At 71.0% G+C, this 21,506-nt stretch carries 18 protein-coding genes and 1 riboswitch; of the genes, 7 read left to right on the forward strand and 11 right to left on the reverse strand.

Going from position 1 to position 21,506, the window contains the following annotated elements:
• Positions 1-5: 5 nt before the first annotated feature.
• Positions 6-971, reverse strand: a complete 966-nt coding sequence (locus IE265_RS02255) for a helix-turn-helix domain-containing protein (protein ID WP_190033549.1) — start codon at positions 969-971, stop codon at positions 6-8.
• A gap of 92 nt (positions 972-1,063) precedes the next feature.
• On the opposite strand from IE265_RS02255, the gene IE265_RS02260 reads away from it, so the two are divergent.
• Positions 1,064-1,249: a hypothetical protein gene (locus tag IE265_RS02260; RefSeq protein WP_190033550.1), complete on the forward strand. Its 186-nt coding sequence runs from the start codon at positions 1,064-1,066 to the stop codon at positions 1,247-1,249.
• Positions 1,250-1,288: 39 nt separating this feature from the next.
• Here IE265_RS02260 and IE265_RS02265 read toward each other — a convergent pair whose 3' ends face one another.
• The 7 genes from IE265_RS02265 to IE265_RS02295 all read right to left on the reverse strand — a co-directional run bounded on the left by IE265_RS02265 (position 1,289) and on the right by IE265_RS02295 (position 10,150).
• Positions 1,289-2,323 carry a ribonucleotide-diphosphate reductase subunit beta gene (locus IE265_RS02265; RefSeq protein WP_190033551.1) on the reverse strand — a complete coding sequence of 345 codons (1,035 nt, stop codon included), beginning with the start codon at positions 2,321-2,323 and terminating at the stop codon, positions 1,289-1,291.
• On the reverse strand, positions 2,323-4,713 hold the full coding sequence (locus tag IE265_RS02270; RefSeq protein WP_190033552.1) for a ribonucleoside-diphosphate reductase subunit alpha: 2,391 nt from the start codon (positions 4,711-4,713) through the stop codon (positions 2,323-2,325). Before IE265_RS02270 ends, IE265_RS02265 begins: the two co-directional genes overlap by 1 nt.
• Before the next feature lie 138 nt (positions 4,714-4,851).
• Positions 4,852-5,001, reverse strand: a riboswitch (cobalamin riboswitch).
• A 62-nt stretch (positions 5,002-5,063) separates the two neighbouring features.
• Positions 5,064-5,570 (reverse strand): GNAT family N-acetyltransferase, encoded by a 507-nt coding sequence (locus IE265_RS02275; RefSeq protein ID WP_190033553.1) that lies wholly within the window; start codon positions 5,568-5,570, stop codon positions 5,064-5,066.
• A 191-nt stretch (positions 5,571-5,761) separates the two neighbouring features.
• The gene (locus IE265_RS02280; RefSeq protein ID WP_190033554.1) at positions 5,762-6,751 is read right to left on the reverse strand and encodes a nucleoside hydrolase; all 990 of its coding nucleotides are present in this window, start codon (positions 6,749-6,751) and stop codon (positions 5,762-5,764) included.
• Positions 6,752-6,839: 88 nt separating this feature from the next.
• Entirely contained in the window at positions 6,840-8,468 is a 1,629-nt protein-coding gene (mctP, locus tag IE265_RS02285) for a monocarboxylate uptake permease MctP (protein ID WP_190033555.1), read from the reverse strand.
• Positions 8,465-8,746, reverse strand: coding sequence for a DUF3311 domain-containing protein (locus IE265_RS02290; protein ID WP_190033556.1), 282 nt, complete (start codon positions 8,744-8,746; stop codon positions 8,465-8,467). The genes mctP and IE265_RS02290 overlap by 4 nt, the downstream gene beginning before the upstream one ends.
• A gap of 639 nt (positions 8,747-9,385) precedes the next feature.
• Positions 9,386-10,150, reverse strand: coding sequence for a GntR family transcriptional regulator (locus IE265_RS02295; protein WP_190033557.1), 765 nt, complete (start codon positions 10,148-10,150; stop codon positions 9,386-9,388).
• Positions 10,151-10,568: 418 nt separating this feature from the next.
• Between IE265_RS02295 and IE265_RS02300 the strand changes: the two genes are divergently transcribed.
• From IE265_RS02300 to IE265_RS02315, 4 genes are all read left to right on the forward strand, one after another.
• Entirely contained in the window at positions 10,569-11,846 is a 1,278-nt protein-coding gene (locus IE265_RS02300; protein ID WP_190033558.1) for an extracellular solute-binding protein, read from the forward strand.
• 90 nt (positions 11,847-11,936) lie between these two features.
• Entirely contained in the window at positions 11,937-12,923 is a 987-nt protein-coding gene (locus IE265_RS02305) for a carbohydrate ABC transporter permease (protein ID WP_190033559.1), read from the forward strand.
• Complete coding sequence (locus IE265_RS02310; RefSeq protein WP_190033560.1) at positions 12,920-13,759, forward strand: carbohydrate ABC transporter permease; 840 nt, start codon at positions 12,920-12,922, stop codon at positions 13,757-13,759. Before IE265_RS02305 ends, IE265_RS02310 begins: the two co-directional genes overlap by 4 nt.
• A 9-nt stretch (positions 13,760-13,768) precedes the next feature.
• A complete protein-coding gene (locus IE265_RS02315) occupies positions 13,769-15,310 on the forward strand; it encodes a glycoside hydrolase family 3 protein (protein WP_190033561.1) in 1,542 nt (513 codons plus the stop codon).
• 99 nt (positions 15,311-15,409) lie between these two features.
• Here IE265_RS02315 and nagB read toward each other — a convergent pair whose 3' ends face one another.
• Positions 15,410-16,195: a glucosamine-6-phosphate deaminase gene (gene nagB, locus IE265_RS02320; RefSeq protein WP_190033562.1), complete on the reverse strand. Its 786-nt coding sequence runs from the start codon at positions 16,193-16,195 to the stop codon at positions 15,410-15,412.
• Positions 16,196-17,066: 871 nt separating this feature from the next.
• On the opposite strand from nagB, the gene IE265_RS02325 reads away from it, so the two are divergent.
• Positions 17,067-18,533 (forward strand): sensor histidine kinase, encoded by a 1,467-nt coding sequence (locus IE265_RS02325; protein ID WP_190033749.1) that lies wholly within the window; start codon positions 17,067-17,069, stop codon positions 18,531-18,533.
• A gap of 381 nt (positions 18,534-18,914) precedes the next feature.
• On the opposite strand, the gene IE265_RS02330 is transcribed toward IE265_RS02325, so the two are convergent.
• Together IE265_RS02330 and IE265_RS02335 are read right to left on the reverse strand one after the other, a co-directional pair.
• Positions 18,915-19,172 (reverse strand): WhiB family transcriptional regulator, encoded by a 258-nt coding sequence (locus tag IE265_RS02330; RefSeq protein ID WP_016639615.1) that lies wholly within the window; start codon positions 19,170-19,172, stop codon positions 18,915-18,917.
• A 317-nt stretch (positions 19,173-19,489) separates the two neighbouring features.
• Complete coding sequence (locus tag IE265_RS02335; protein WP_190033563.1) at positions 19,490-20,458, reverse strand: diacylglycerol/lipid kinase family protein; 969 nt, start codon at positions 20,456-20,458, stop codon at positions 19,490-19,492.
• Positions 20,459-20,949: 491 nt separating this feature from the next.
• Here IE265_RS02335 and IE265_RS02340 point away from each other — a divergent pair, with 491 nt between their 5' ends.
• Positions 20,950-21,408, forward strand: a complete 459-nt coding sequence (locus tag IE265_RS02340; RefSeq protein ID WP_190033564.1) for a hypothetical protein — start codon at positions 20,950-20,952, stop codon at positions 21,406-21,408.
• Positions 21,409-21,506 lie beyond the last annotated feature (98 nt).

The raw sequence follows: 21,506 nt of genomic DNA on the forward strand, positions 1-21,506 counted from the left end.
CACGTTCAGGCGGCCCGCGGGCCCCTGAACGTGCGCCGGTAGGCGTGCGGGGTCGTCCCCAGCGAGCGGACGAACTGGTGGCGCAGCGCGGCCGCGGTGCCGAACCCCGTGCGGTCCGCGATGAAGTCCACCGTCTCGTCCGAGCCCTCGAGCAACTCCTGTGCCAGCAGCACCCGCTGACGCAGCAGCCAGCGGTACGGGGTCGTCCCGGTCTCCTGCTGGAAGCGGCGGGCGAAGGTGCGTGGGGACATGTGGGCGCGCGCCGCGAGCTGCTCGACCGTGACCTCCTCGTCGAGGTGGCGCCCCATCCAGACGAGCACCTCGCCCACCGTGTCGCACTGCGAACGCGGCAGCGGCCGCTCCACGTACTGGGCCTGGCCGCCGTCGCGGTGCGGGGGCACCACCATGCGCCGCGCGATGCTGTTCGCCACCTCGGGGCCCTGCTCCTTGCGCACGATGTGCAGGCAGGCGTCGATGCCCGCTGCCGTGCCGGCCGAGGTGATCACCGGGTCCTCGTCCACGTACAGCACGTCCGGTTCGACGACCGCCCGCGGGAACTGCCGGGCGAGCTCGTCCGCGTGCTGCCAGTGCACGGCGCAGCGGCGCCCGTCCAGGAGCCCGGCCGCGCCGAGGGTGAACACCCCGGAGCAGACGCTGAGCACCCGTGCCCCGCGCTCCACGGCGCCGCACAGCGCGTCGAGCAGCCCGGGCGGGAAGCCGCGTACGGCATAGGTGGTCCCCGCCGGCACGACGACCAGGTCGGCCGCCTCCAGCCGGTCCAGCCGGTGCGGGGTCGAGACCGTGAACCCGGGAACATGGGTGGAGAGGGTCGGTCCTTCGGCCGAGACGACCGCGAAGTCGTAGACGGGCAGCCCCTCGTCACTGCGGTCGAGTCCGAACACCTCGCAGACGACGCCGAGTTCGAAGGGATGTACGCCGTCGAGCACGACGGCCGCCACGTTTTTCAGCATGGGGGCAGTGTGCACCCGCGGTGGCAGGAAATCGAGGGTTCGCGGCAGTCCTGCCACTCACGCGGGCGTCCGCCGCGCGGGAGAGTGGCGGCATGAACACATTCCTCGGCTACCTGACCGTCCTGTTCGTCGCCGCCGTCCTCGTCGGCCCGGCCCTCGTCGGCCTGGTGCGGGAGCGCGGCATCGACCGCCGCATCCGCGCCGCCGCGGACCGGTCCGTACCGGCCGCCCGGGTGCGCCGCGCCCTCGTCGCGCACGACGTGGCCCGCGCGGCCTGAGCCGGTCGCCCGAGGGCGACCGGCCCACCGCCCACCGCCCTAGAAGTCCTCGTCCAGGTCGACGGTGCCCTCCACCGCGACCTGGTACGCGGACGGGCGCCGCTCGAAGAAGTTCGTCAGCTCCTGGACGCCCTGCAGCTCCATGAACGAGAACGGGTTCTCGGAGCCGTACACGGGGGCGAAGCCCAGGCGGGCCAGCCGCTGGTCCGCGACGCACTCCAGGTACTGCCGCATCGAGTCGGTGTTCATGCCCGGCAGGCCCTCGCCGCACAGGTCCCGCGCGAACTGCAACTCGGCCTCCACGGCCTCCCGGAGCATGTCGGTCACCTGCTGTTCGAGCTGGTCGTCGAAGAGGTCCGGCTCCTCCTTGCGGACCGTGTCGACCACCTCGAACGCGAAGCTCATGTGCATCGTCTCGTCACGGAACACCCAGTTGGTGCCGGTGGCCAGACCGTGCAGCAGACCCCGGCTGCGGAACCAGTAGACGTACGCGAACGCCCCGTAGAAGAACAGCCCCTCGATGCACGCGGCGAAGCAGATCAGGTTGAGCAGGAAGCGCCGGCGGTCGGCCCTGGTCTCCAGGCGGTCCAGCTTCTCGACCGAGTCCATCCAGCGGAAGCAGAACTCGGCCTTCTCCCGGATCGACGGGATGTTCTCCACCGCGTCGAAGGCCGCGGCCCGGTCCCGGGGATCGGGCAGGTAGGTGTCCAGCAGCGTCAGATAGAACTGCACGTGCACCGCCTCCTCGAAGAGCTGCCGACTCAGGTACAGCCGCGCCTCGGGGGAGTTGATGTGCTTGTAGAGCGTGAGCACGAGGTTGTTCGCCACGATCGAGTCGCCCGTCGCGAAGAACGCGACCAGCCGGCCGATCATGTGCTGCTCGCCCTGCGACAGCTTCGCCAGGTCGGCGACGTCCGAGTGGAGGTCGACCTCCTCGACGGTCCAGGTGTTCTTGATGGCGTCCCGGTAGCGCTCGTAGAAGTCCGGGTAGCGCATCGGGCGCAGGGTCAGTTCGAAGCCCGGGTCGAGCAGGTTCTTCTCGTTCTTGGCGGACTTCTCGGGTTCGGTCGTCATCACTGGCAGGCCTCGCAGGACTCGGGGTTCTCAAGGGAGCAGGCGACGGCGTCCTCGTCGGGGGCCGCCTGCACGGGGATCGGCGTCTGCGCCCGGGCGGCGCGGGCGATGCGCGTCGCCGGGCGGGAGCGCAGGTAGTACGTCGTCTTCAGCCCCGACTTCCAGGCGTACGCGTACATCGAGGAGAGCTTGCCGATGGTCGGCGTCTCCAGGAACAGGTTCAGCGACTGGGCCTGGTCCAGGAACGGCGTCCGGGCCGCGGCCATGTCGATGAGGCCGCGCTGCGGGATCTCCCAGGCCGTGCGGTACAGGTCCCGCACCTCCTGCGGCACCCAGGTGAAGCCCTGCACCGAGCCGCCCGACTCGCGCAGCGCCTCCCGGGTCTGGGCGTCCCACACGCCGAGCCGCTTCAACTCGGCCACCAGGTACGAGTTCACCTGGAGGAACTCGCCGGACAGCGTCTCGCGCTTGAACAGGTTGGAGACCTGCGGCTCGATGCACTCGTAGACACCGGCGATCGACGCGATGGTCGCGGTCGGGGCGATCGCCAGCAGCAGCGAGTTGCGCATGCCGACGGCCGCGATGCGCTCCCGCAGGGCCGTCCAGCGCTCCGGCCAGTTCAGTTCGACGTCGTAGTGGTCCGGGTGCAGCACGCCCTGGGCGGTGCGGGTCTTCTCCCAGGCGGGCAGCGGCCCGTTGCGCTCGGCGAGGTCCGCGGACGCCTCGTACGCCGCGAGCATGATCCGCTCGGCGATACGCGTCGACAGGGCGCGGGCCCGCGGGGAGTCGAAGGGCATCCGCAGCTTGAAGAACACGTCCTGCAGGCCCATGGCGCCCAGCCCCACGGGCCGCCACTTCGCGTTGGAGCGGCCCGCCTGCTCGGTCGGGTAGAAGTTGATGTCGACCACGCGGTCGAGGAACGTCACGGCGGTACGGACCGTCGCGTCCAGCCGCTCCCAGTCGATGTCCCCGGCCGTCGTGTCCACGAACGCGCCGAGGTTGACCGACCCGAGGTTGCAGACCGCGGTCTCCCCGTCGTCCGTCACCTCCAGGATCTCCGTGCAGAGGTTCGAGGAGTGGACGGTGTGGCCGGGCAGCGCCGTCTGGTTGGCGGTGCGGTTGGCTGCGTCCTTGAACGTCATCCAGCCGTTGCCGGTCTGGGCGAGCGTGCGCATCATCCGGCCGTACAGCTCGCGGGCCGGGATGGTCCGCTTCGCCAGCCCCGCCTCCTCCGCCCGGCGGTACGCGGCGTCGAACGCGGTGCCCCACAGGTCGACCAGTTCCGGCACGTCCGAGGGCGAGAACAGGGACCACGGGCGGTCCTCGTTCACCCGGCGCATGAACTCGTCCGGAATCCAGTGCGCCAGGTTCAGGTTGTGCGTACGCCGGGCGTCCTCACCGGTGTTGTCGCGCAGCTCCAGGAACTCCTCGATGTCGGAGTGCCAGGTCTCCAGGTAGACCGCGGCCGCACCCTTGCGCCGGCCGCCCTGGTTCACGGCGGCGACCGAGGCGTCCAGGGTCTTGAGGAACGGCACGATGCCGTTGGAGTGCCCGTTGGTGCCGCGGATCAGCGAACCGCGGGAGCGGACGCGGGAGTACGAGAGCCCGATGCCGCCCGCGTGCTTCGAGAGGCGGGCCACCTGGTGGTAGCGGTCGTAGATCGAGTCCAGCTCGTCCAGCGGCGAGTCGAGGAGGTAGCAGGACGACATCTGCGGGTGCCGCGTACCGGAGTTGAACAGCGTGGGGGAGGACGGCAGGTAGTCGAGGCGGCTCATCAGCCCGTACAGGGAGGCCACTTCGTCGACCGAGCGGAGGCTGTCGTCCTCGGCGAGACCGCAGGCGACCCGCAGCATGAAGTGCTGGGGCGTCTCGACCACGGACCGGGTGATCGGGTGCCGCAGGAGGTAGCGGCTGTGCAGGGTGCGCAGCCCGAAGTAGCCGAAGCGGTCGTCCGCGCCGGCCGCCGCCGAGGCGTCGACCAGGGCGTCGAGGCGGTCCGCGTGCACGCGCGCGAACTCGGCCGTGCGGTCGGCGATCAGGCCCTCGCGGTGACCGACGGCGACCGACTCGGAGAACGAGCGCACGCCCTGCGAGGCGGCCTCCTCGGCGATGCCGATCGTCAGCAGGCGGGCCGCGAGGCGCGAGTACACCGGGTCCTCGGAGATGAGGCCCGCGGCCGACTCGGTGGCCAGCTCGCGCAGCTCCGCGGTGATCCCGGCCGCGCCCACGGCGGACCGGCCGCGCAGCGCCGCGGCGGCGACCCTGCCGGGGTCGGCGCCGGGGAGGTCCGCGGTGAGGTCGGTCAGGGTCCGCAGCAGCACGGTCCCGGGACCGTCGGCCTCCGCCTGGTCCTGTGTCGCTGTGGCCGGATCGACTGGCGCGATGGTCACGTGGGGCTCTCCCTCGCTCGGCACGGGGCCTGCGGGGAGAGGGGGACCGGGCACACGGGGGTACACGCGCTGCGCAGCGGTACGCCGCGTCCACCGGCCCACTCCGCGAGGCCCGGACGTCTGGCACCCGGGCCGGACGGCCTGGGTGCGCCGTCGGCAGGTGCTCGGACTCGACCGGTGCGACGCCTTCCCGGAGGGAATTCCGGGACGGAAGCGCACGGGTACACCGTTGCGGGACAGTTCCGGATTCGCACCGGATTCCCCTGCGGCGACAGCGAGCATGAGCATACATCTTGTGCCGGGCTGCGGAAGCACCCCCACATGTTGTGCCGTGTCGGCTCCGGAGGGTGTCAGAGCGTCAGTTCGTAGGTGAGCAGCACGAGGTCGTCGAGGTGCGGCACGGGGTTCCAGTCGCGGTCCGGGGTACGGGTGAAGCCGAGGCGTTCGTAGATCCGGTGGGCGCCGCGCATGGCGCTCTGGGTCGACAGCACGAGCCGTACGCAGCCGTCCGTCGCCCGGGCCCGCTCGACGCAGGCGCGGACCAGGGCCTCACCCGCCCCGGTCCGGCGCGCCTCCGCGGCGACCGCGAGCATCCGGATCTCCGCCTCGCCCTCCCGCGCGCGGTCGGCCATGGGCCCGCCGGACGGGACGAAGGTCACCCCGCCGACGACCCGGCCGTCCCGGACGGCCACCAGCACCTCCGCCGTGGCGGCCCGCTTGGCGACGTCCCGCAGCTCGACCAGGTAGGTGTCGCTCTCGCCGAAGTCCAGCAGCCCGTCACCGAGGTATGCCTGTGCGGTGATGCCGCCCAGCTCCGCGTACTCCGCGGGCTCCGCCCGTCTGATCACGATGTCCATGCAGCGCAGTGTGCCGGAGCGCGCGCCGGGTCCGCCGCCGGATTGCGGCGCGGGCCGCGGTGCGGGGTGCGGGGCCGCGGTGCGGGGTCGGGGCGTGGGCTGCCGTGCCGGGGCCGGGGTGCGGGTGTCGTTCGGGGAGGCGTGCGCGGAGGCGCACGGGAGTCGAGGGTGTCGCGCGGGGCGGGCCGCGCTCAGACCGTCGCGGGCCAGCGCGGCAGGGTCGCGACGAAGTCCTGCGTGAAGTCGCGGGGGCCGGGCCCCAGCGCCACCCGCCCGGTGCGGCGGATCCGCGCGGTCAGCGCAGGCGAGCCGGCGTAGTGGACCCGCTGGGCGGCCGTGGGGACGAACACGGTCTGGCCGCGGGTGAGTTCGCTGTCGCACTCCACGACCACGGCACCCTCGGCGAGGGTGACGAACGACGGGTCCGCGCACACGCCCACGGCGAGCGGGTCGTGCAGAGGACAGGAGTCGCCGCCACCGTGGCTGCGGTACGCCTCCAGGTAGAACCGCAGCAGCCGTACGGCGAGCCCGGTGCCGGGGCCGGCCGACTCCAGCGCCGCGAGCTCCCGGGGGCCGAGGAGCCAGCCGTGCGAGGCGTCCAGGTCGACCATCGTGAAGGGGATGCCGGAGGAGAGGACCACCTCCGCGGCGTCCGGGTCGGTCCACGCGTTGAACTCGGCGACCGGCGTGACGTTGCCCGGCACCCGGGCCGCCCCGCCCATGAACACCAGGGAGCCCACGCGCCGGGCGAAGGCGGGGTCCTCCAGGAGCGCGACGGCCACATTGGTGAGCGGACCGGTGGCGCAGACGGTCAGTTCGCCCTCGTACTCCCGGGAGAGCCGCAGCAGCGCCTGGGCCGAGGACTCCGCGGGACGGGCCGCCGTGGAGTCGGGCAGGGACTCGACGCCGAGGCCGCGGGCGCCGTGGAAGGCGGAGGCCGCGGCGTACGGGAGGCGGGTCAGGGGGCGGCCCGCGCCGCGGTGGACCGGGACGTCGGCGTCGATGCGCAGGGCGCGTGCCAGGGCCCGGGCGTTGCGGTGGGTGACGTCGCCGGGCAGGTTGCCGCCCACCGAGGTGTAGGCCCTGAGGTCCCAGAGTCCCGTGCCGAGCAGGTACTGGAGGGCCAGGGCGTCGTCGATGCCGGGGTCGCTGTCCAGCACGATCGGGCGGCGGGGGGTCACGACGTCCAGCCTAGCGGCGTACGGCCTCCGCACCGGGGAACGCGGGAGCGGGTGGCCGGGGTCGCGCCCCGGCCACCCGCTCACCGTCTCAGTGGCCCGAGCCCGCCGTGGCCGGGGGAAGCTCCACCTGGACACCCTTGTCGCCCGCGTCGGCCGTGTAGTCCTCCGGGGACGTCTCGTCCACACCCTCGGGAGCCTTGAGCGCCCTCAGGGCGAAGGTCACGACGACCGTCACCACCAGGTTCAGCACGAAGGCCGTCAGACCGATGTAGCCGATCTCCCCGATGCCGGGGATCTCCTTGGAGCTGCCGCCGAAGTGCTTCTGCGTGGGCGAGGCCACGCCGTACGCGGCGATCGTGCCGTACAGCATGCCGACCGCCCAGCCCGCGAGCAGCGCCCAGCGGTGGAACCAGCGGGTGAACAGACCGCCCACCAGGGCCGGGAAGGTCTGCAGGATCCAGATGCCGCCCAGCAGTTGGAAGTTGATCGCGACCGTCTTGTCCATGGTGAGGACGAAGACGAGGGCGCCCACCTTCACCAGCAGCGACACCAGCTTGGAGACCTTGGTCTCCTGCGCCGGCGTGGCGTCCGGCTTGATGAAGTCCTTGTAGATGTTGCGGGTGAAGAGGTTCGCGGCCGCGATGGACATGATGGCCGCCGGGACCAGCGCGCCGATGCCGATCGCCGCGAAGGCGACCCCCGCGAACCAGGCCGGGAACATCGTCTCGAAGAGCTGGGGGATCGCCAACTGCCCGTTGGAGACCTTGACTCCGGCCGCGATCGCCATGAAGCCGAGCAGCGCGAGCAGGCCCAGCATCAGCGAGTACAGCGGCAGGATCGTGGTGTTGCGGCGGATCACCTCACGGCTGCGGCTGGACAGCGTCGCCGTGATCGAGTGCGGGTACATGAACAGCGCGAGCGCCGAGCCGAGAGCGAGCGTCGCGTAGGTCCACTGGCCCGCCTCGCTCGGGGTCAGGGCCCCTCGCGGCGCCCCGGTCGCCGGGTTGGTCTGGCCGTACGCCTCGCCGGCCTTCGCGAAGATCTCGTCGAACCCGCCCAGCTTGATCGGGATGTAGATGATCGCGACCGCGATGACGATGTAGATCAGCGTGTCCTTGACGAACGCGATCAGCGCCGGGGCCCGCAGCCCGGACGAGTACGTGTACGCGGCCAGCACACCGAACGCGATGAGCAGCGGCAGGTCCTTGACGAACCAGTTGGTGTCCTCGCCGCCGCCCACGCCCATCACGTCCAGGACGGCCTGGATGCCGACCAGTTGCAGGGCGATGTACGGCATCGTCGCGAGGATGCCGGTGACGGCGACTGCGAGCGAGAGCCCCTTGGAGCCGAAGCGCCCGCGGACGAAGTCCGACGTCGTCACGTACCCGTGCTTGTGCGACACCGACCACAGGCGGGGGAGGAAGGTGAAGATCAGGGGGTAGACCAGGATGGTGTACGGGACGGCGAAGAAGCCGGCCGCGCCCGCCGCGTAGATCGCCGCCGGGACCGCCACGAAGGTGTAGGCCGTGTAGAGGTCGCCGCCGAGCAGGAACCAGGTGACCCAGGTGCCGAACGACCGTCCGCCCAGGCCCCATTCGTCGAGCGTGTGCTCGTTGTCGGACCGCCGCCAGCGCGAGGCCAGGAAGCCCATGACGGTGACGGCCAGGAAGAAGAAGATGAAGACGGCGAGTGCCACGCCGTTCACGCCGTCGTTCACGCGGACGCACCCCCGTCCCGTGCCTTGCGGGCGCGCTGGTCACGGTTCCACAGCGTGAACGCGGTCATCGTGAGCGCGGTCGACAGGAGCACCCACAGCATCTGGTACCAGTAGAAGAACGGGATGCCGATGAAGGTGGGGTCGACCTTCGCGTAGGACCCCACCCAGAGCATCGCCACGAACGGCGCGACCAGGCAGAGCCCGATCACCACGCGGATGGGTGTCACGACCGGCGGTTTCACTTCGGGCGCGCTCGGCGCTTCCGGTGCTTCTGACATGCGGCGGTTCCGTCCCCTCGCTGATCACCTGTGCGACGCGCAGGAAATCTAAAGGACGCTTCCGCTTTATGGAACCCCGGCCGCGCGGCGGATGTGACCCGCCGTCGGGAGGGCGAGCGCGGCGTCCCGGTGGCCTGCCCGTGCCGGGCCGGGGGCGGGCCTGTGCGGCCCGGTTCGGGACGCACTGGAGAGGTCGGGAAGGTCGAACCGCCGCGGACGGCACGCTTTCTGACGGTCCGTCCGCGACGGTGCACGAGCGCGGCGGGCGGGTCCGGGGCGGAGCGCTCGGGGCGCGCACACCCTCGTCGTGTCCCCGGCCGCGACGATCGGAGGGGCGGGGAGCGCGGGCGGGGCGCCGGCCGCCGTGGAGTTCGTGACGATCCTGTGGACGCCCTCCACGGGCCCGACGGGGCGATGACCTCACGCTGTCGACGCCGGTGGCGACCGGGGCGGGCTCCCGGCTCACGTTCTTGAAGGGTTTGTGGAGGTTCCCCGGAGCGGCCCGGACCGTCAAGCGGCACACCCCGATGCGCGGGTGCGAGGGGACTCACTCCGACCCTCGGGCCGCGGGCTTTCGGGTGCCGGTGCCGGTGCGGGAGGGACCGCGGGTGGGGCCGAGGACGGGCCTCGGACCCGTACCTACTCCTGCGGACGCTTCAGACGCGCCACGAACTTGTACCGGTCGCCGCGGTAGACCGAGCGCACCCACTCCACGGGCTGCTCCTGCCGGTCCAGCGAGTGGCGGGAGAGCATCAGCATCGGCAGTCCCACGTCCGTGCCGAGCAGTCCGGCCTCGCGCGGTGTGGCCAGCGAGGTCTCGATGGTCTCCTCGGCCTCGGCGAGATGGACGTCGTACACCTCGGCGAGCGCCGTGTAGAGGGAGGTGTACTTCACCAGGCTGCGGCGCAGGGCGGGGAAGCGCTTGGCGGACAGATGCGTCGTCTCGATCGCCATCGGCTCGCCGCTGGCCAGGCGCAGCCGCTCGATGCGCAGGACCCTGCCGCCCGCCGTGATGTCGAGGAGCCCGGCCAGGGTGTCGTCGGCGGTGATGTAGCCGATGTCCAGGAGCTGCGAGGTGGGTTCGAGTCCCTGCGCCCTCATGTCCTCCGTGTAGGAGGTGAGTTGGAGGGCCTGCGAGACCTTCGGCTTGGCGACGAACGTGCCCTTGCCCTGGATGCGTTCGAGGCGGCCCTCGACCACCAGTTCCTGAAGGGCCTGGCGCACGGTCGTCCGGGAGGTGTCGAACTCGGCGGCCAGGGTCCGCTCGGGCGGCACCGGCGTGCCGGGCGGCAGCGTCTCGGTCATGTCGAGCAGGTGCTTCTTGAGGCGGTAGTACTTGGGCACGCGCGCGGTACGGATGGGGGCCCCACCCTCGTTCTCCGCACTGCTGACGTCGGTGCTCATACTCTGCCTTCCCGGCTTCGGGTGCCGATGCGGCCGACGTGTGCGCCGGCCACGGTTCACATCGTGGCACGCCTTGCCGTGCGAGTGTCCCCCCGCACGCTGCGTGATCCCCTCTATATACCGTCGGGGTCCCTTTTGGTCTAGTCCAACGCCTGCCGCGGGCGCGGTGGTCCACCTCACGGGGCGGCGGCGGGGAGGGCGCCCGTTCTGTCGCCCGTGTAGTGAAAGGTCCCTGCATATGTAGGTCGCGTAACGGAGCGTCGGAGCGGGGTTACCGACCCTTGACACCCCTCTAGGTCTAGGCCAAGCTCCCCGTACTGGTCTAAACCATTGAGGGCCAGGTCCCAGCCCCACGGGCAGTACTCGTCGTAAGTCACGCGGTGGGCAGGGGGGTTGCTGGCATCCTGAGGAGGGTGACGTGAAGCGCAAGCTCATCGCGGCTGTCGGTGTCGCGGGCATGTTGATGTCGGTCGCGGCCTGTGGCGGCGACGACGGTGACGGTGGCGGCAAGGCGGGGGCCGACGGTTTCAAGGGGCAGACCCTGACCGTCTGGGCCATGGACGGCTCGACGCCGCCCGGGTGGACGAAGGACCTGACGAAGGCCTTCGAGAAGAAGACCGGCGCCAAGCTGAAGTTCGAGACCCAGAAGTGGGACGGCATCCAGCAGAAGATCACCACGGCCCTCTCCGAGTCGACCCCGCCGGACGTCATCGAGGTCGGCAACACGCAGACCCCGGCGTACGCGGCCACGGGCGGCCTCGCCGACCTGAGCGACCTCAAGAGCGGGATCGGCGCCGACTGGTCCGAGAACCTCAACGAGTCCGCCGTCTACGAGGGCAAGCAGTACGCGGCCCCGTGGTACTTCGCCAACCGCGTCGTGATCTACAACAAGAAGGTCTGGGCGGACGCCGGCATCGAGGCGCCCCCGAAGACCCGGGACGAGTTCTTCGACGCCCTGGAGACCATCGACAAGAAGACCGACGCCGAGCCGATCTACCTGCCCGGGCAGAACTGGTACTTCTTCGACGGCCTCACCATCGGTCAGGGCGCGGACCTGGTGAAGAAGGAAGGGGACAAGTACGTCTCCAACCTCGCCGACCCCAAGGTCGCCGCCGCCATGGAGATCTACAAGAAGTACCAGTCCTACTCCAAGGCCCCCAAGGACAAGGACGAGGCGACCCCGCAGCAGGCCGAGGTCTTCGCCAAGGGCAACGTCGGCGCGTTCGTCGGCATGGGCTGGGAGGCCGATACGGCCGTCGCGGCCAACAAGAAGATCGAGAAGGACATCGGCTACTTCACCATCCCCGGTGAGACCGCCGACAAGCCCGAGGGCGTCTTCCTCGGCGGCTCCAACCTCGCCGTGGCCGCGGGCAGCAAGAAGCAGGAACTCGCCAAGGAGTTCCTGAAGATGGCCCTCTCGGACAAGTTCGAGGGCGCCCTCGCCAAGGAGAACGGCGTCATCCCGAACAAGGAGTCGCTGAACACCGTCCTGGCCGGCAACGCCGTCGCCGAGGCCGCCGCCCCGGCCGCCGCGCAGGGTGGCACCACCCCGCTGATCCCCGCGTGGGCCGCGGTGGAGAACACGCCGAACCCGATCAAGACGTACATGACCGCGGTTCTGAAGGGCAAGTCGCCCGCCGAGGCGGCCAAGCAGGTCGAGGCCGAGATCAACAAGCGGCTCGCGCAGAGCAGCTGATCACCCTGGTGCCGGGGGCGGACCCGTCCGCCCCCGGCACGTCAGCGCACCCAGCGATCTGCAATTCGCGATGTGGAAGAGATGGCGAGCATGTCAGTGCAGACCGAACGCGCGGACACGGCCGCGGCGCCCGGTGTCCGTGAGAGCGAAGCGTCCCCGCCCGGACCGAAGGCCCGCACGCAACGACGCGGCGGCGCCCCGGCTCCGTACCTCCTGCTGCTGCCCGCACTGCTCGCCACGGTGGTGCTGCTCGGCTGGCCACTGATCAAGAACGGCATGCTGTCGTTCCAGAATCTCAACCCGCGCCAGCTGATCCTGCACCTCACCGAGTGGAACGGGTTCGACAACTACACCGAGGTCGTCGGCAGTTCGGACTTCTGGAAGGTCGTCCAGCGGACGGTCGTCTTCACCGCCGTCAACGTCGTCCTCATCATGGTGCTGGGCACGCTCGTCGGCCTGCTGCTCGCCCGCCTCGGCAAACGCATGCGGCTGCTGCTGATGCTCGGCCTGGTGCTCGCCTGGGCGATGCCGGTGATCGCCGCGACCACGGTCTACCAGTGGCTGTTCGCCCAGCGCTTCGGCGTCGTCAACTGGCTGCTCGCCAAGGCCGGCTGGGAGTCGATGGCCGACTACAACTGGTTCGGCACCCAGCTCTCCACGTTCTCCGTGATCGTCCTGCTGATCGTCTGGCAGTCCATCCCCTTCGTGGCGATCAACCTCTACGCCGCGACGACCACGATCCCCAAGGAGCTGTACGAGGCCGCCTCCATCGACGGGGCCGGTGTGTGGAAGAGCTTCACCTCGGTGACCTTCCCCTTCCTCAAGCCGTTCCTCTGGGCGACGACGTTCCTCGAAGTCATCTGGGTCTTCAAGGCGTTCCCGCAGATCTTCGCCATGAACGCGGGCGGCCCCGACCGCCTGACCGAGACCCTGCCGATCTACGCGTTCGTCGAGGGCCCCGGCAACCAGCACTACGGCATGGGCGCGGCGATCTCGTTCCTGACGATCCTGATCCTGCTCGGCCTGACGGCCTACTACCTGCGTACCGTTCTCAAGCAAGAGGAGGACGAGCTGTGAAGCGGCCTGTCTCTTCCACGGCCTCCCGGCTCTGGCCCAACGTGACGGCGGCCGTCCTCTTCGTCGTCTTCGCGTTCCCCGTCTACTGGATGTTCGCGACCTCGCTGAAGCCGACCGGCGACATCATCGCCGACGACCCGGTCTTCCTGCCGACGGACATCACCTTCGACCACTTCGAACGTGCCGTCGGCGCCGACCACTTCTGGACCCTGGTCGGCAACTCCCTGACCGTGACCGTCCTTTCGGTGGTCTTCTCCCTGATCATCGCCCTGCTCGCGTCCTTCGCGCTGGCCCGGATGCGGTTCAAGGGCCGGCGCGGATTCATCCTGACGTTCATGATCGCGCAGATGGCCCCCTGGGAGGTCATGGTCATCGCGATCTACATGATCGTGCGCGACGCGGACCTGCTCAACAGCCTCGTGCCGCTCACCGTCTTCTACATGATCATGGTGCTGCCCTTCACGATCCTGACGCTGCGCGGCTACGTCGCCGCCGTGCCGAAGGAGCTGGAGGAGTCGGCGATGGTCGACGGCTGCACCCGCACCCAGGCCTTCGTGAAGGTCATCTTCCCGCTGCTGGCCCCGGGGCTGATGGCGACCTCGCTCTTCGGCTTCATCACGGCCTGGAACGAGTTCCCGCTGGTCCTGATCCTCAACAAGGGCATCGAGAAGCAGACGCTTCCGCTGTGGCTCTCCAGCTTCCAGACGACGTTCGGCGACGACTGGGGCGCCACGATGGCGGCGGCCTCGCTCTTCGCCGTGCCGATCCTGGTCCTGTTCGTCTTCCTCCAGCGCAAGGCCGTCAGCGGACTCACCTCCGGCGCGGTGAAGGGATAACGCGACCCGATGACCACCATTGCACCCGGCACGGACACGCTGACCCGTGACGCCCTTGCCGTCCTCCAGCCCGGCTTCACCGGGACCACCGCCCCCTCCTGGCTGCTGCGGCGGCTCGGCGAGGGACTCACCTCCGTCGGCCTGTTCGGCCGCAATGTCGCATCCCCCACGCAACTCGCCGCTCTGACGGCCCAGTTGCGCGCGGAGCGGGACGACGTCCTGGTCGCCATCGACGAGGAGGGGGGCGACGTCACCCGGCTGGAGGTACGCACGGGTTCGTCGTTCCCCGGCAACCACGCGCTCGGCGCCGTGGACGACATCGCGCTGACCGAGGCGGTCTCCCACGAACTGGGCCGCCGGCTGGCCGCCTGCGGCGTGAACTTCAACTGGGCCCCGTCCGCGGACATCAACTCCAACCCGGTCAACCCCGTCATCGGAGTACGGTCCTTCGGCTCCGACACCTCGCTGGTCGCCCGGCACACCGCCGCGTACGTCTCCGGGCTCCAGGCCGCCGGAGTCGCGGCCTGCACCAAGCACTTCCCCGGCCACGGCGACACGGCGGTGGACTCGCACCACGCGCTGCCGCGCATCGACGCCGAGCTGTCCGTCCTGGAGTCCCGCGAACTGGTCCCGTTCCGCGCGGCCATCGAGGCGGGCACCCGGGCCGTGATGAGCGCGCACATCCTGGTCCCGGCCCTCGACCCGGTCCACCCCGCGACCCTCTCGCGGCGCATCCTGACCGGCCTGCTCCGCGAGGAGCTGGGCTACGACGGGCTCATCGTCACCGACGGCATGGAGATGCAGGCCATCTCCGCGACGTACGGCATCGAACGCGGCAGCGTCCTCGCGATCGCGGCGGGCGCCGACGCCATCTGCGTCGGCGGCGGACTCGCCGACGACGCGACGGTCCAGCGGCTGCGGGACGCGCTGGTGGCGGCGGTCCGCTCGGGCGAACTGCCCGAGGAACGGCTGGCGGACGCGGCGGACCGGGTCAGGGCGCTCGCCGCCTGGACCGCGTCGGCGAAGGTACGGGCCCTCGGCGGGACGCCGGGCGCGGGCTCCTCGCCGCAGGCCCGGGCACAGGCACAGGCCGCCGCCGAGAGCGCGGGCATCGGCCTGGTGGCGGCGCGACGCGCGTTGACCGTCACCCGGGGCGGCCACTTCGCGCCGGTCACCGAGGCCCCGTACGTGGCGGCCCTGACCCCCGTCGCCAACATCGCCGTCGGCGACGAGACCCCGTGGGGTGTCGCCGCCGAGCTGAGCCGCGTCATGCCGGGCACGGAGACGGGGAGCTTCACGGGGGAGGGGGCCGGAGCCGAGGCGCTGGCCGCCGCGGGAGCCCGGCGCGTCGTCGCCGTGGTGCGCGACCTCCACCGGCACCCCTGGATGGCCGCCGCCCTCGACACCCTGCTCGCCGCCCGGCCGGACACGGTCGTGGTCGAGATGGGCGTGCCGCAGGCCCCGCCCCGGGGCGCCCTGCACATCGCCACGCACGGCGCGGCCCGCGTGTGCGGGATCGCGGCCGCGGAGGTCATCGCCTCCGGGGCGTGAGCCGGGAAAAGGAACGGGCCCGCCGAGGCGGGCCCGTCCGTACGGCGGAGGACGCCGGGTTCACCGCGGGGGGACCCGGCGCCCTCGTGCGCGCGCCGCTCAGATGCCCTGCCACGCGGGCTTGGCGGCGAACGTCTGCCGGAAGTAGTCCGCGAGCTTCAGCTTGGAGGCGGCCGCCTCGTCCACGACGACGGTCGCGTGCGGGTGGAGTTGCAGCGCCGACGCCGGGCACACCGCCGCGACCGGGCCCTCGACCGTGGCCGCCACGGCGTCCGCCTTCCCCTCGCCCGTGGCGAGCAGCACCAGGTGACGCGCCTCCAGGATCGTCCCGATGCCCTGCGTGATCACGTGGTGCGGCACCTGCTCGATGTCGCCGTCGAAGAAGCGCGCGTTGTCGACGCGCGTCTGCTCGGTCAGCGTCTTGATCCGGGTGCGCGAGGCGAGCGAGGAGCACGGCTCGTTGAACCCGATGTGCCCGTCGGTCCCGATGCCCAGCAGCTGCAGGTCGACCCCGCCGGCCTCGGCGAGCGCCCGGTCGTACGCCTCGCACGCGGCCCGTACGTCCTCGGCGGTCCCGTCGGGTCCGATGAACGCGTCCATGCCCAGCCCCAGCGGCTCCAGCACCTCGCGCCGGAGCACGGACCGGTACGACTCCGGATGGTCGGCGGGCAGCCCCACGTACTCGTCGAGCTGGGCGATCCGCGCCCGCGAGACGTCCGCGGCCCCGGAGCCGGCCCGCGCCGCCAGCGCCTCGTAGACGGGCAGCGGCGTCGATCCGGTGGCCACGCCGAGCAGGGCGTCGGGCTTGCGCCCGAGCAGTTCCGCCATGGCCCCGGCAATGAGCGCGCCACCGGCCTTGGCGTCCGAAACGATGACAACTTCCACGCTGGGCCTGCCGTTCTGAAGGGGGACTCGACTACCTATGTGGTATAGACCAATCTAGCAGAACGGCCCTCCGCGGTCGCGGTTTCGCGGCCCTCGGCGAGCCCCGCCCGCCGGCCGTCCGCCGCCGGTTGTCCGTCGGCGGCTGTCCGCCGGTGGACGGCCTCCGGCGTCCGCCCGGCGGCTGGATTGCCCGGCGCGGGACGCCCGGACGCGTGAGGAGTGCCGCGGTGGTGCCCCGTAGGGGGGATTCGAGGGCGTTCACCGCACTCGGCGCGCCGATCCGCCCCGCTCGTGAACCGCCCGGGGTTAGGCTGCGTGGTGGATGGCGGGTGCCGGTCGTGGGCCTTCGGGCAAGTCGGTCGGGGGCTTCGGTCCTCGGTCCTCGGTCCTCGGACAAGGAGACAACGGCCGACAGGGACCGACAACGACAAACATTCGCCAACGCATGGACAGATCCGAGTGGTCTAGTCCACAATGCGTAGATAAAGCTTGAGGACGCAACTGAATGATCACCCGCCGGACCGTACGCGGCCCGGCGGGCGGACCGGTCGAACGGCCCGGGCACCAGAGGCGTCCGCACGACGAAGCCAACTGAACGACCAGGCTCCGTCTTCCCCGCACAGGAAGACGGAACGAGGACCCGGGGCTCTCTGCCCTGACTGCGCCGGATCCTCACCCTTCGGCCGAATGGGACCGCACACCCCGCGGCCGTTGTTGCTCCGGGCTGCGGTGCCGGGAGGGCTGAGGGTCCCTCCCAGGCGCCGCGGCCCGCGGGTGTTCCCGGGGCCTTGGAGCCGCTTCCGGACCACCGCGGCGGCGCCTATTTCGGGCCATGTCCGAACTCCCGGGTACGCTCGCACACGTGCCCTCCATGAACGACCTCGTCCGCCAGCACACCGCGCTCGGTGACTCCGACCTCGAGTGGCTCCATCTGCTGGTCTCGGAGTGGCAGCTGCTCTCCGACCTGTCCTTCGCCGACCTCGTCCTGTGGGTCCCCACACGCGACGGCACCCGCTATGTCTCGGTCGCCCAGATGAGGCCCAACACGGGCCCCACCTCGTACCAGGACGACATGGTCGGACACCTCGTCCCGCGCGGCCGCCGCCCGATGCTCGACGCCGCCCTGGACGAGGGCCGCATCGTGCGCGAGGGCGACCCGGAGTGGCGCGAGGAGGTTCCCGTACGGGTCGAGTCCATCCCCGTACGCAGGGAGGGCCGCGTCCTGGGCGTCATCGCCCGCAACACCAACCTGCTCACCGTGCGCACCCCGTCACGGCTCGAACTCACCTATCTCCAGAGCGCTTCCGACCTCGCCCAGATGATCGCGGCGGGCTCCTTCCCGTTCCCCGACCAGCAGGTCGACATGGACGCCTCGCCGCGCGTGGGGGACGGCCTGATCCGGCTCGACGCAGACGGCATCGTCCAATACGCCTCGCCGAACGCCCTGTCCGCCTACCACCGGCTGGGTCTCGCCGCCGACCTGGTCGGCCACCACTTCGGCCTGACCACCGCGGAACTCGCCCCGACGCGCGGCCCGGTGGACGAGGCCCTCGCCAAGGTGGCCAGCGGGTGGGCGCCCCGGGAGTTCGAGATCGAGAGCAACGAGGGAGTCATCCAGCTTCGCGCGATCCCGCTCAAGCCCAAGGGCACCCGCGTCGGTTCGCTCGTACTACTGCGCGACGTCACCGAACTGCGCCGCCGCGAGCGCGAGTTGATCACCAAGGACGCCACCATCCGGGAGATCCACCACCGGGTGAAGAACAACCTCCAGACGGTCGCCGCCCTGCTGCGCCTCCAGGCCCGCCGCATCGACTCGGAGCGGGGCCGTGAGGCGCTGGAGGAAGCCGTGCGCCGCGTCGGGTCGATCGCGATCGTGCACGAGACGCTCTCGCAGAACCTGGACGAGCGCGTGGAGTTCGACGAGATCGCCGACCGGGTGCTGGCGATGGTCGCCGAGATCTCGCCGGGCAAGGTCACGGGCCGGCGCACCGGTCGCTTCGGCATACTCGACGCCGAGGTGGCGACACCGCTCTCGATGGTCCTCACCGAGATCCTGCAGAACGCGCTGGAGCACGGTTTCCGCGAGGGCGACCGCGGCACGGTGGAGGTGTCGGCGGTCCGCGGCGGCGGTTCGAAGGAGCCCCGCCTCCTCGTCACCGTGCAGGACGACGGCGTCGGCCTCCCCGAAGGCTTCGATCCGCACCGTTCGGGCAACCTGGGCCTTCAAATCGTTCGCACTCTGGTGGAGGGCGAGTTGGGCGGCACCTTCGACATGGTGCCGGCTCCTGAGCGGGGCACGCAGGTCGTTCTGGACATTCCGGTACGAGCCCACAAGTAACGCGTGCCCTTGGGGTGAAGTGTGCTCCCCATTCGTGAATACTCTGTGTGACCGTCGTGCGCAAGGGTCCTCCGCCGGGGTCGTCCACGACCCCTCCGGACCGGGGCCGGAGTGATGCGGCGTCGAAGGCGTCGGGCCTGCGGCGGTCCCGCCGCCGGCGGCGCGTCCGGTGGGGCGATCGGCCCGGGCGCGGCGACTCGGGCACAGCAATGAGCCCCGGACCATTTGCGGTCCGGGGCTCAGAGTGCTCGTTTGCTGTGGGGCTGTGTCCCGCTCGAGCGGAGTCGAGTGCGTCGGGGGTACTGCGCGCTGCGGCTCGGGGGCGGGATGTGCGTACTCGCTGTACGCGCCGCCAAGCTCAGGCTCGTGTGGGGCGGGTTGTCAGGCGGAGGCCTGACGTGCCCGGTTGCGGGCGGCGCGGCGCTTCATGGCGCGGCGCTCGTCCTCGCTGAGACCACCCCAGACGCCCGAGTCCTGGCCGGACTCGAGCGCCCACTGCAGGCACTGCTCCATGACGGGGCAGCGACGGCAGACGGCCTTGGCTTCCTCGATCTGCAGCAGCGCAGGACCGGTGTTGCCGATGGGGAAGAAGAGCTCGGGGTCTTCCTCGCGGCAAACGGCGTTGTGACGCCAGTCCATGGCTGCTACCTCTCCTTGGTATTACATGCACGTTGCTTGTGAATGTGAACGCTTTCACGAATCCCTCAACAAGTGAAGGGCCGACTACCAGACGGACTGGCGTGGTCCTTGATGTGAGGAGGGGTTCCGGTGCTCTGCGGGGCCGATGTTGCGGGCCGCCCCGAGCGCCACGTAGAGACTCGCAAACCTCAGCGGCGGATACAACCCCTTCAGGAAAGTTTTTTTTGATTCCTCGGTGTCGACTAGGTCACAGCCGTACTTCCATGGGGTGGACCCTGGCCTAAACGTTCGAGTGGAAGGAGTTTGGCCCCTTCCGCTCACACAATCACACGCAGTGCACGGCGAACGCCTGTGAACGCGACGCTCGTACGCAGTCCGAGGTGGTCGCCGTCCATCTGGAGGGGGAGTGGGACCTTCGAATGCAAGGTGAAGTCCGTCAGGTCGTGCAGGGACAACGCGTGCTTGCCGTGGGGTCCCCGGTCGGGGGACGAAGTGAGCAACTGGGTGCCATACCGGGCGACAGCGGTCGTCGACATGCGGCTGAGGCCGAGTACGTCGAGGCCGGTATCGAACGAGGCCTTAGGTGAGGCGTACACCGGGCGATTGCCCAGATACGTCCACGGAGAGGTGTTGCAGACTATGGACAGCACCAGACTGGTCACCGGGTCCGCGCCCGGCCGCTCCAGACTGATGGTCCCCTGGCGCCGGTGGGGCTCCCCGAAGAACTGGCGCATGGCCTGACGCAGATAGAGGGAGTGCGTCGAGCGCTTGCCCTGCTCGCGCTGCTGTTCGACCCGGCCGACCACGCCCGCGTCGAATCCCAGACCGGCGTTGAAGGTGAACCAGCGGGCAGGGACGCCGTCGTCCTCACTGCCCGGGACGCCGGCCGTGAGGCCGAGGCCCACCGTGCGCTCCCGGCCCTCGCGCAGTGCGTCGAGGAGGGCGCCGGTCGCCTCCACCGGGTCGTTGGGCAGACCCAGGGCGCGCGCGAAGACGTTGGTGGAACCTCCGGGGACGACCGCGAGGCCGGGCAGCCGGTCCGGGTCGGGCCCGTTGTGCAGCAGGCCGTTCACGACCTCGTTCACCGTGCCGTCGCCGCCGAGGGCGACCACCAGCTCGACGTCCTTGCTCTCCGCCGCCTGCCGGCCGAGGTCTCTCGCGTGCCCGCGGTACTCGGTGGTGACCGCCTCGAGTTTCATCTCGCTGGCCAACGCGTGGATCAAGACATCACGCGTGCGCGCGCTTGTGGTGGTTGCTGCCGGATTGACCACGAGAAGTGCACGCATGCGATGCAGCGTACCTACCGCGTGGTACTCGGCCCATACCGAGGTGAGGGTCGGACGGGGATGCGCGGTGTGAGCCCCCGCACAATCGGGACGGATTGGTACGGGTCGTCCGCGGTCCGGCGGCGGCCCGTCAGCTGTCCGTCAGCGGCCCTCGGGCCCGGGCTCGGAGTGCCGTGCCGGCAGGGTCCCGGACCGGGCGGTCACGGCCCGGTCCCGGCCGTGACCGCCCGCGACGCCCGGGGTGCCGAGCTGCGCCCGCCCGGGGTGCCGGGCCGCGCCCGCCCGGGGTGCCGGGCCGCGGCTGGGCGGCGGCCCCGGCCCGCGCCCGTGTCCCCGCTCGGGCGCCGCTGGGGTCGTACTCGGGCCGTGCTCGGGCCCCGCTCGGGCCGCGGTGGGGATGCGCCGGGCCGCGGCTCGGAACGTACGGCCGCCGTGTCCGGAGTCGTACCCGGGGCCCGCGTCGGGCGGAGGCCGAGGGCTACCCTGCTGGGGTGAGCGCTGAGCCGAACCCCACCCCGGAAACCCCCGACGCCGAACCCCGTCCCAGGCGGCTGACCGCCGCGGCGGCACTGGCCGCGCTGGAGGGTCTCGCCGTCCTCGCGGGCGGTCTCTACATGCTCGTGCTGGGCTTCACCGGAGACCCTGACGGCCGCAGGCAGGCCGTCACCGGTGGCGTGACGCTGATCGTGCTCGCGCTGCTGCCCCTGCTGGCGGCGCGCGGACTGCTGCTGCGCCGGAGCTGGAGCCGGGGTCCCGCGATCATCACGCAGCTCATGGCGCTGCCCGTCGCGTACAACCTGCTCCAGGCCGACAGCCTGGCCATTCCCGGCGGGATCGCGCTGGCGGTGGTGGCGGTCGCGACCCTGGTCCTGGTCGTGAACCCCGAGACGACGCGCGCCCTCGGGATCACCGGGCCGGGCGGGGCGCGGGACCCGAAGCGCGAGAGCTGACGCGGGAGGGCCGGCACCTGGGCCGAGGCGTACGGAACCCTCCGCCGTGCCCGAGGCGCGCTGCCGGGCGGCTGCCTCCGGGTCGTCGGGAGCTGGCC

This window comes from Streptomyces fructofermentans (genome assembly GCF_014651055.1).
In the GTDB taxonomy this organism is placed as follows: Bacteria; Actinomycetota; Actinomycetes; order Streptomycetales; family Streptomycetaceae; genus Streptomyces; species Streptomyces fructofermentans.

Coding starts and splice junctions, on each gene's coding strand:
- IE265_RS02255 (WP_190033549.1), bottom strand. CDS start 971: ATGCTGAAAAACGTGGCGGCCGTCGTGCTCGACGGCGTACATCCCTTC.
- IE265_RS02260 (WP_190033550.1), top strand. CDS start 1,064: ATGAACACATTCCTCGGCTACCTGACCGTCCTGTTCGTCGCCGCCGTC.
- IE265_RS02265 (WP_190033551.1), bottom strand. CDS start 2,323: ATGACGACCGAACCCGAGAAGTCCGCCAAGAACGAGAAGAACCTGCTC.
- IE265_RS02275 (WP_190033553.1), bottom strand. CDS start 5,570: ATGGACATCGTGATCAGACGGGCGGAGCCCGCGGAGTACGCGGAGCTG.
- IE265_RS02290 (WP_190033556.1), bottom strand. CDS start 8,746: ATGTCAGAAGCACCGGAAGCGCCGAGCGCGCCCGAAGTGAAACCGCCG.
- IE265_RS02295 (WP_190033557.1), bottom strand. CDS start 10,150: ATGAGCACCGACGTCAGCAGTGCGGAGAACGAGGGTGGGGCCCCCATC.
- IE265_RS02305 (WP_190033559.1), top strand. CDS start 11,937: ATGTCAGTGCAGACCGAACGCGCGGACACGGCCGCGGCGCCCGGTGTC.
- IE265_RS02315 (WP_190033561.1), top strand. CDS start 13,769: ATGACCACCATTGCACCCGGCACGGACACGCTGACCCGTGACGCCCTT.
- IE265_RS02325 (WP_190033749.1), top strand. CDS start 17,067: ATGAACGACCTCGTCCGCCAGCACACCGCGCTCGGTGACTCCGACCTC.
- IE265_RS02330 (WP_016639615.1), bottom strand. CDS start 19,172: ATGGACTGGCGTCACAACGCCGTTTGCCGCGAGGAAGACCCCGAGCTC.
- IE265_RS02335 (WP_190033563.1), bottom strand. CDS start 20,458: ATGCGTGCACTTCTCGTGGTCAATCCGGCAGCAACCACCACAAGCGCG.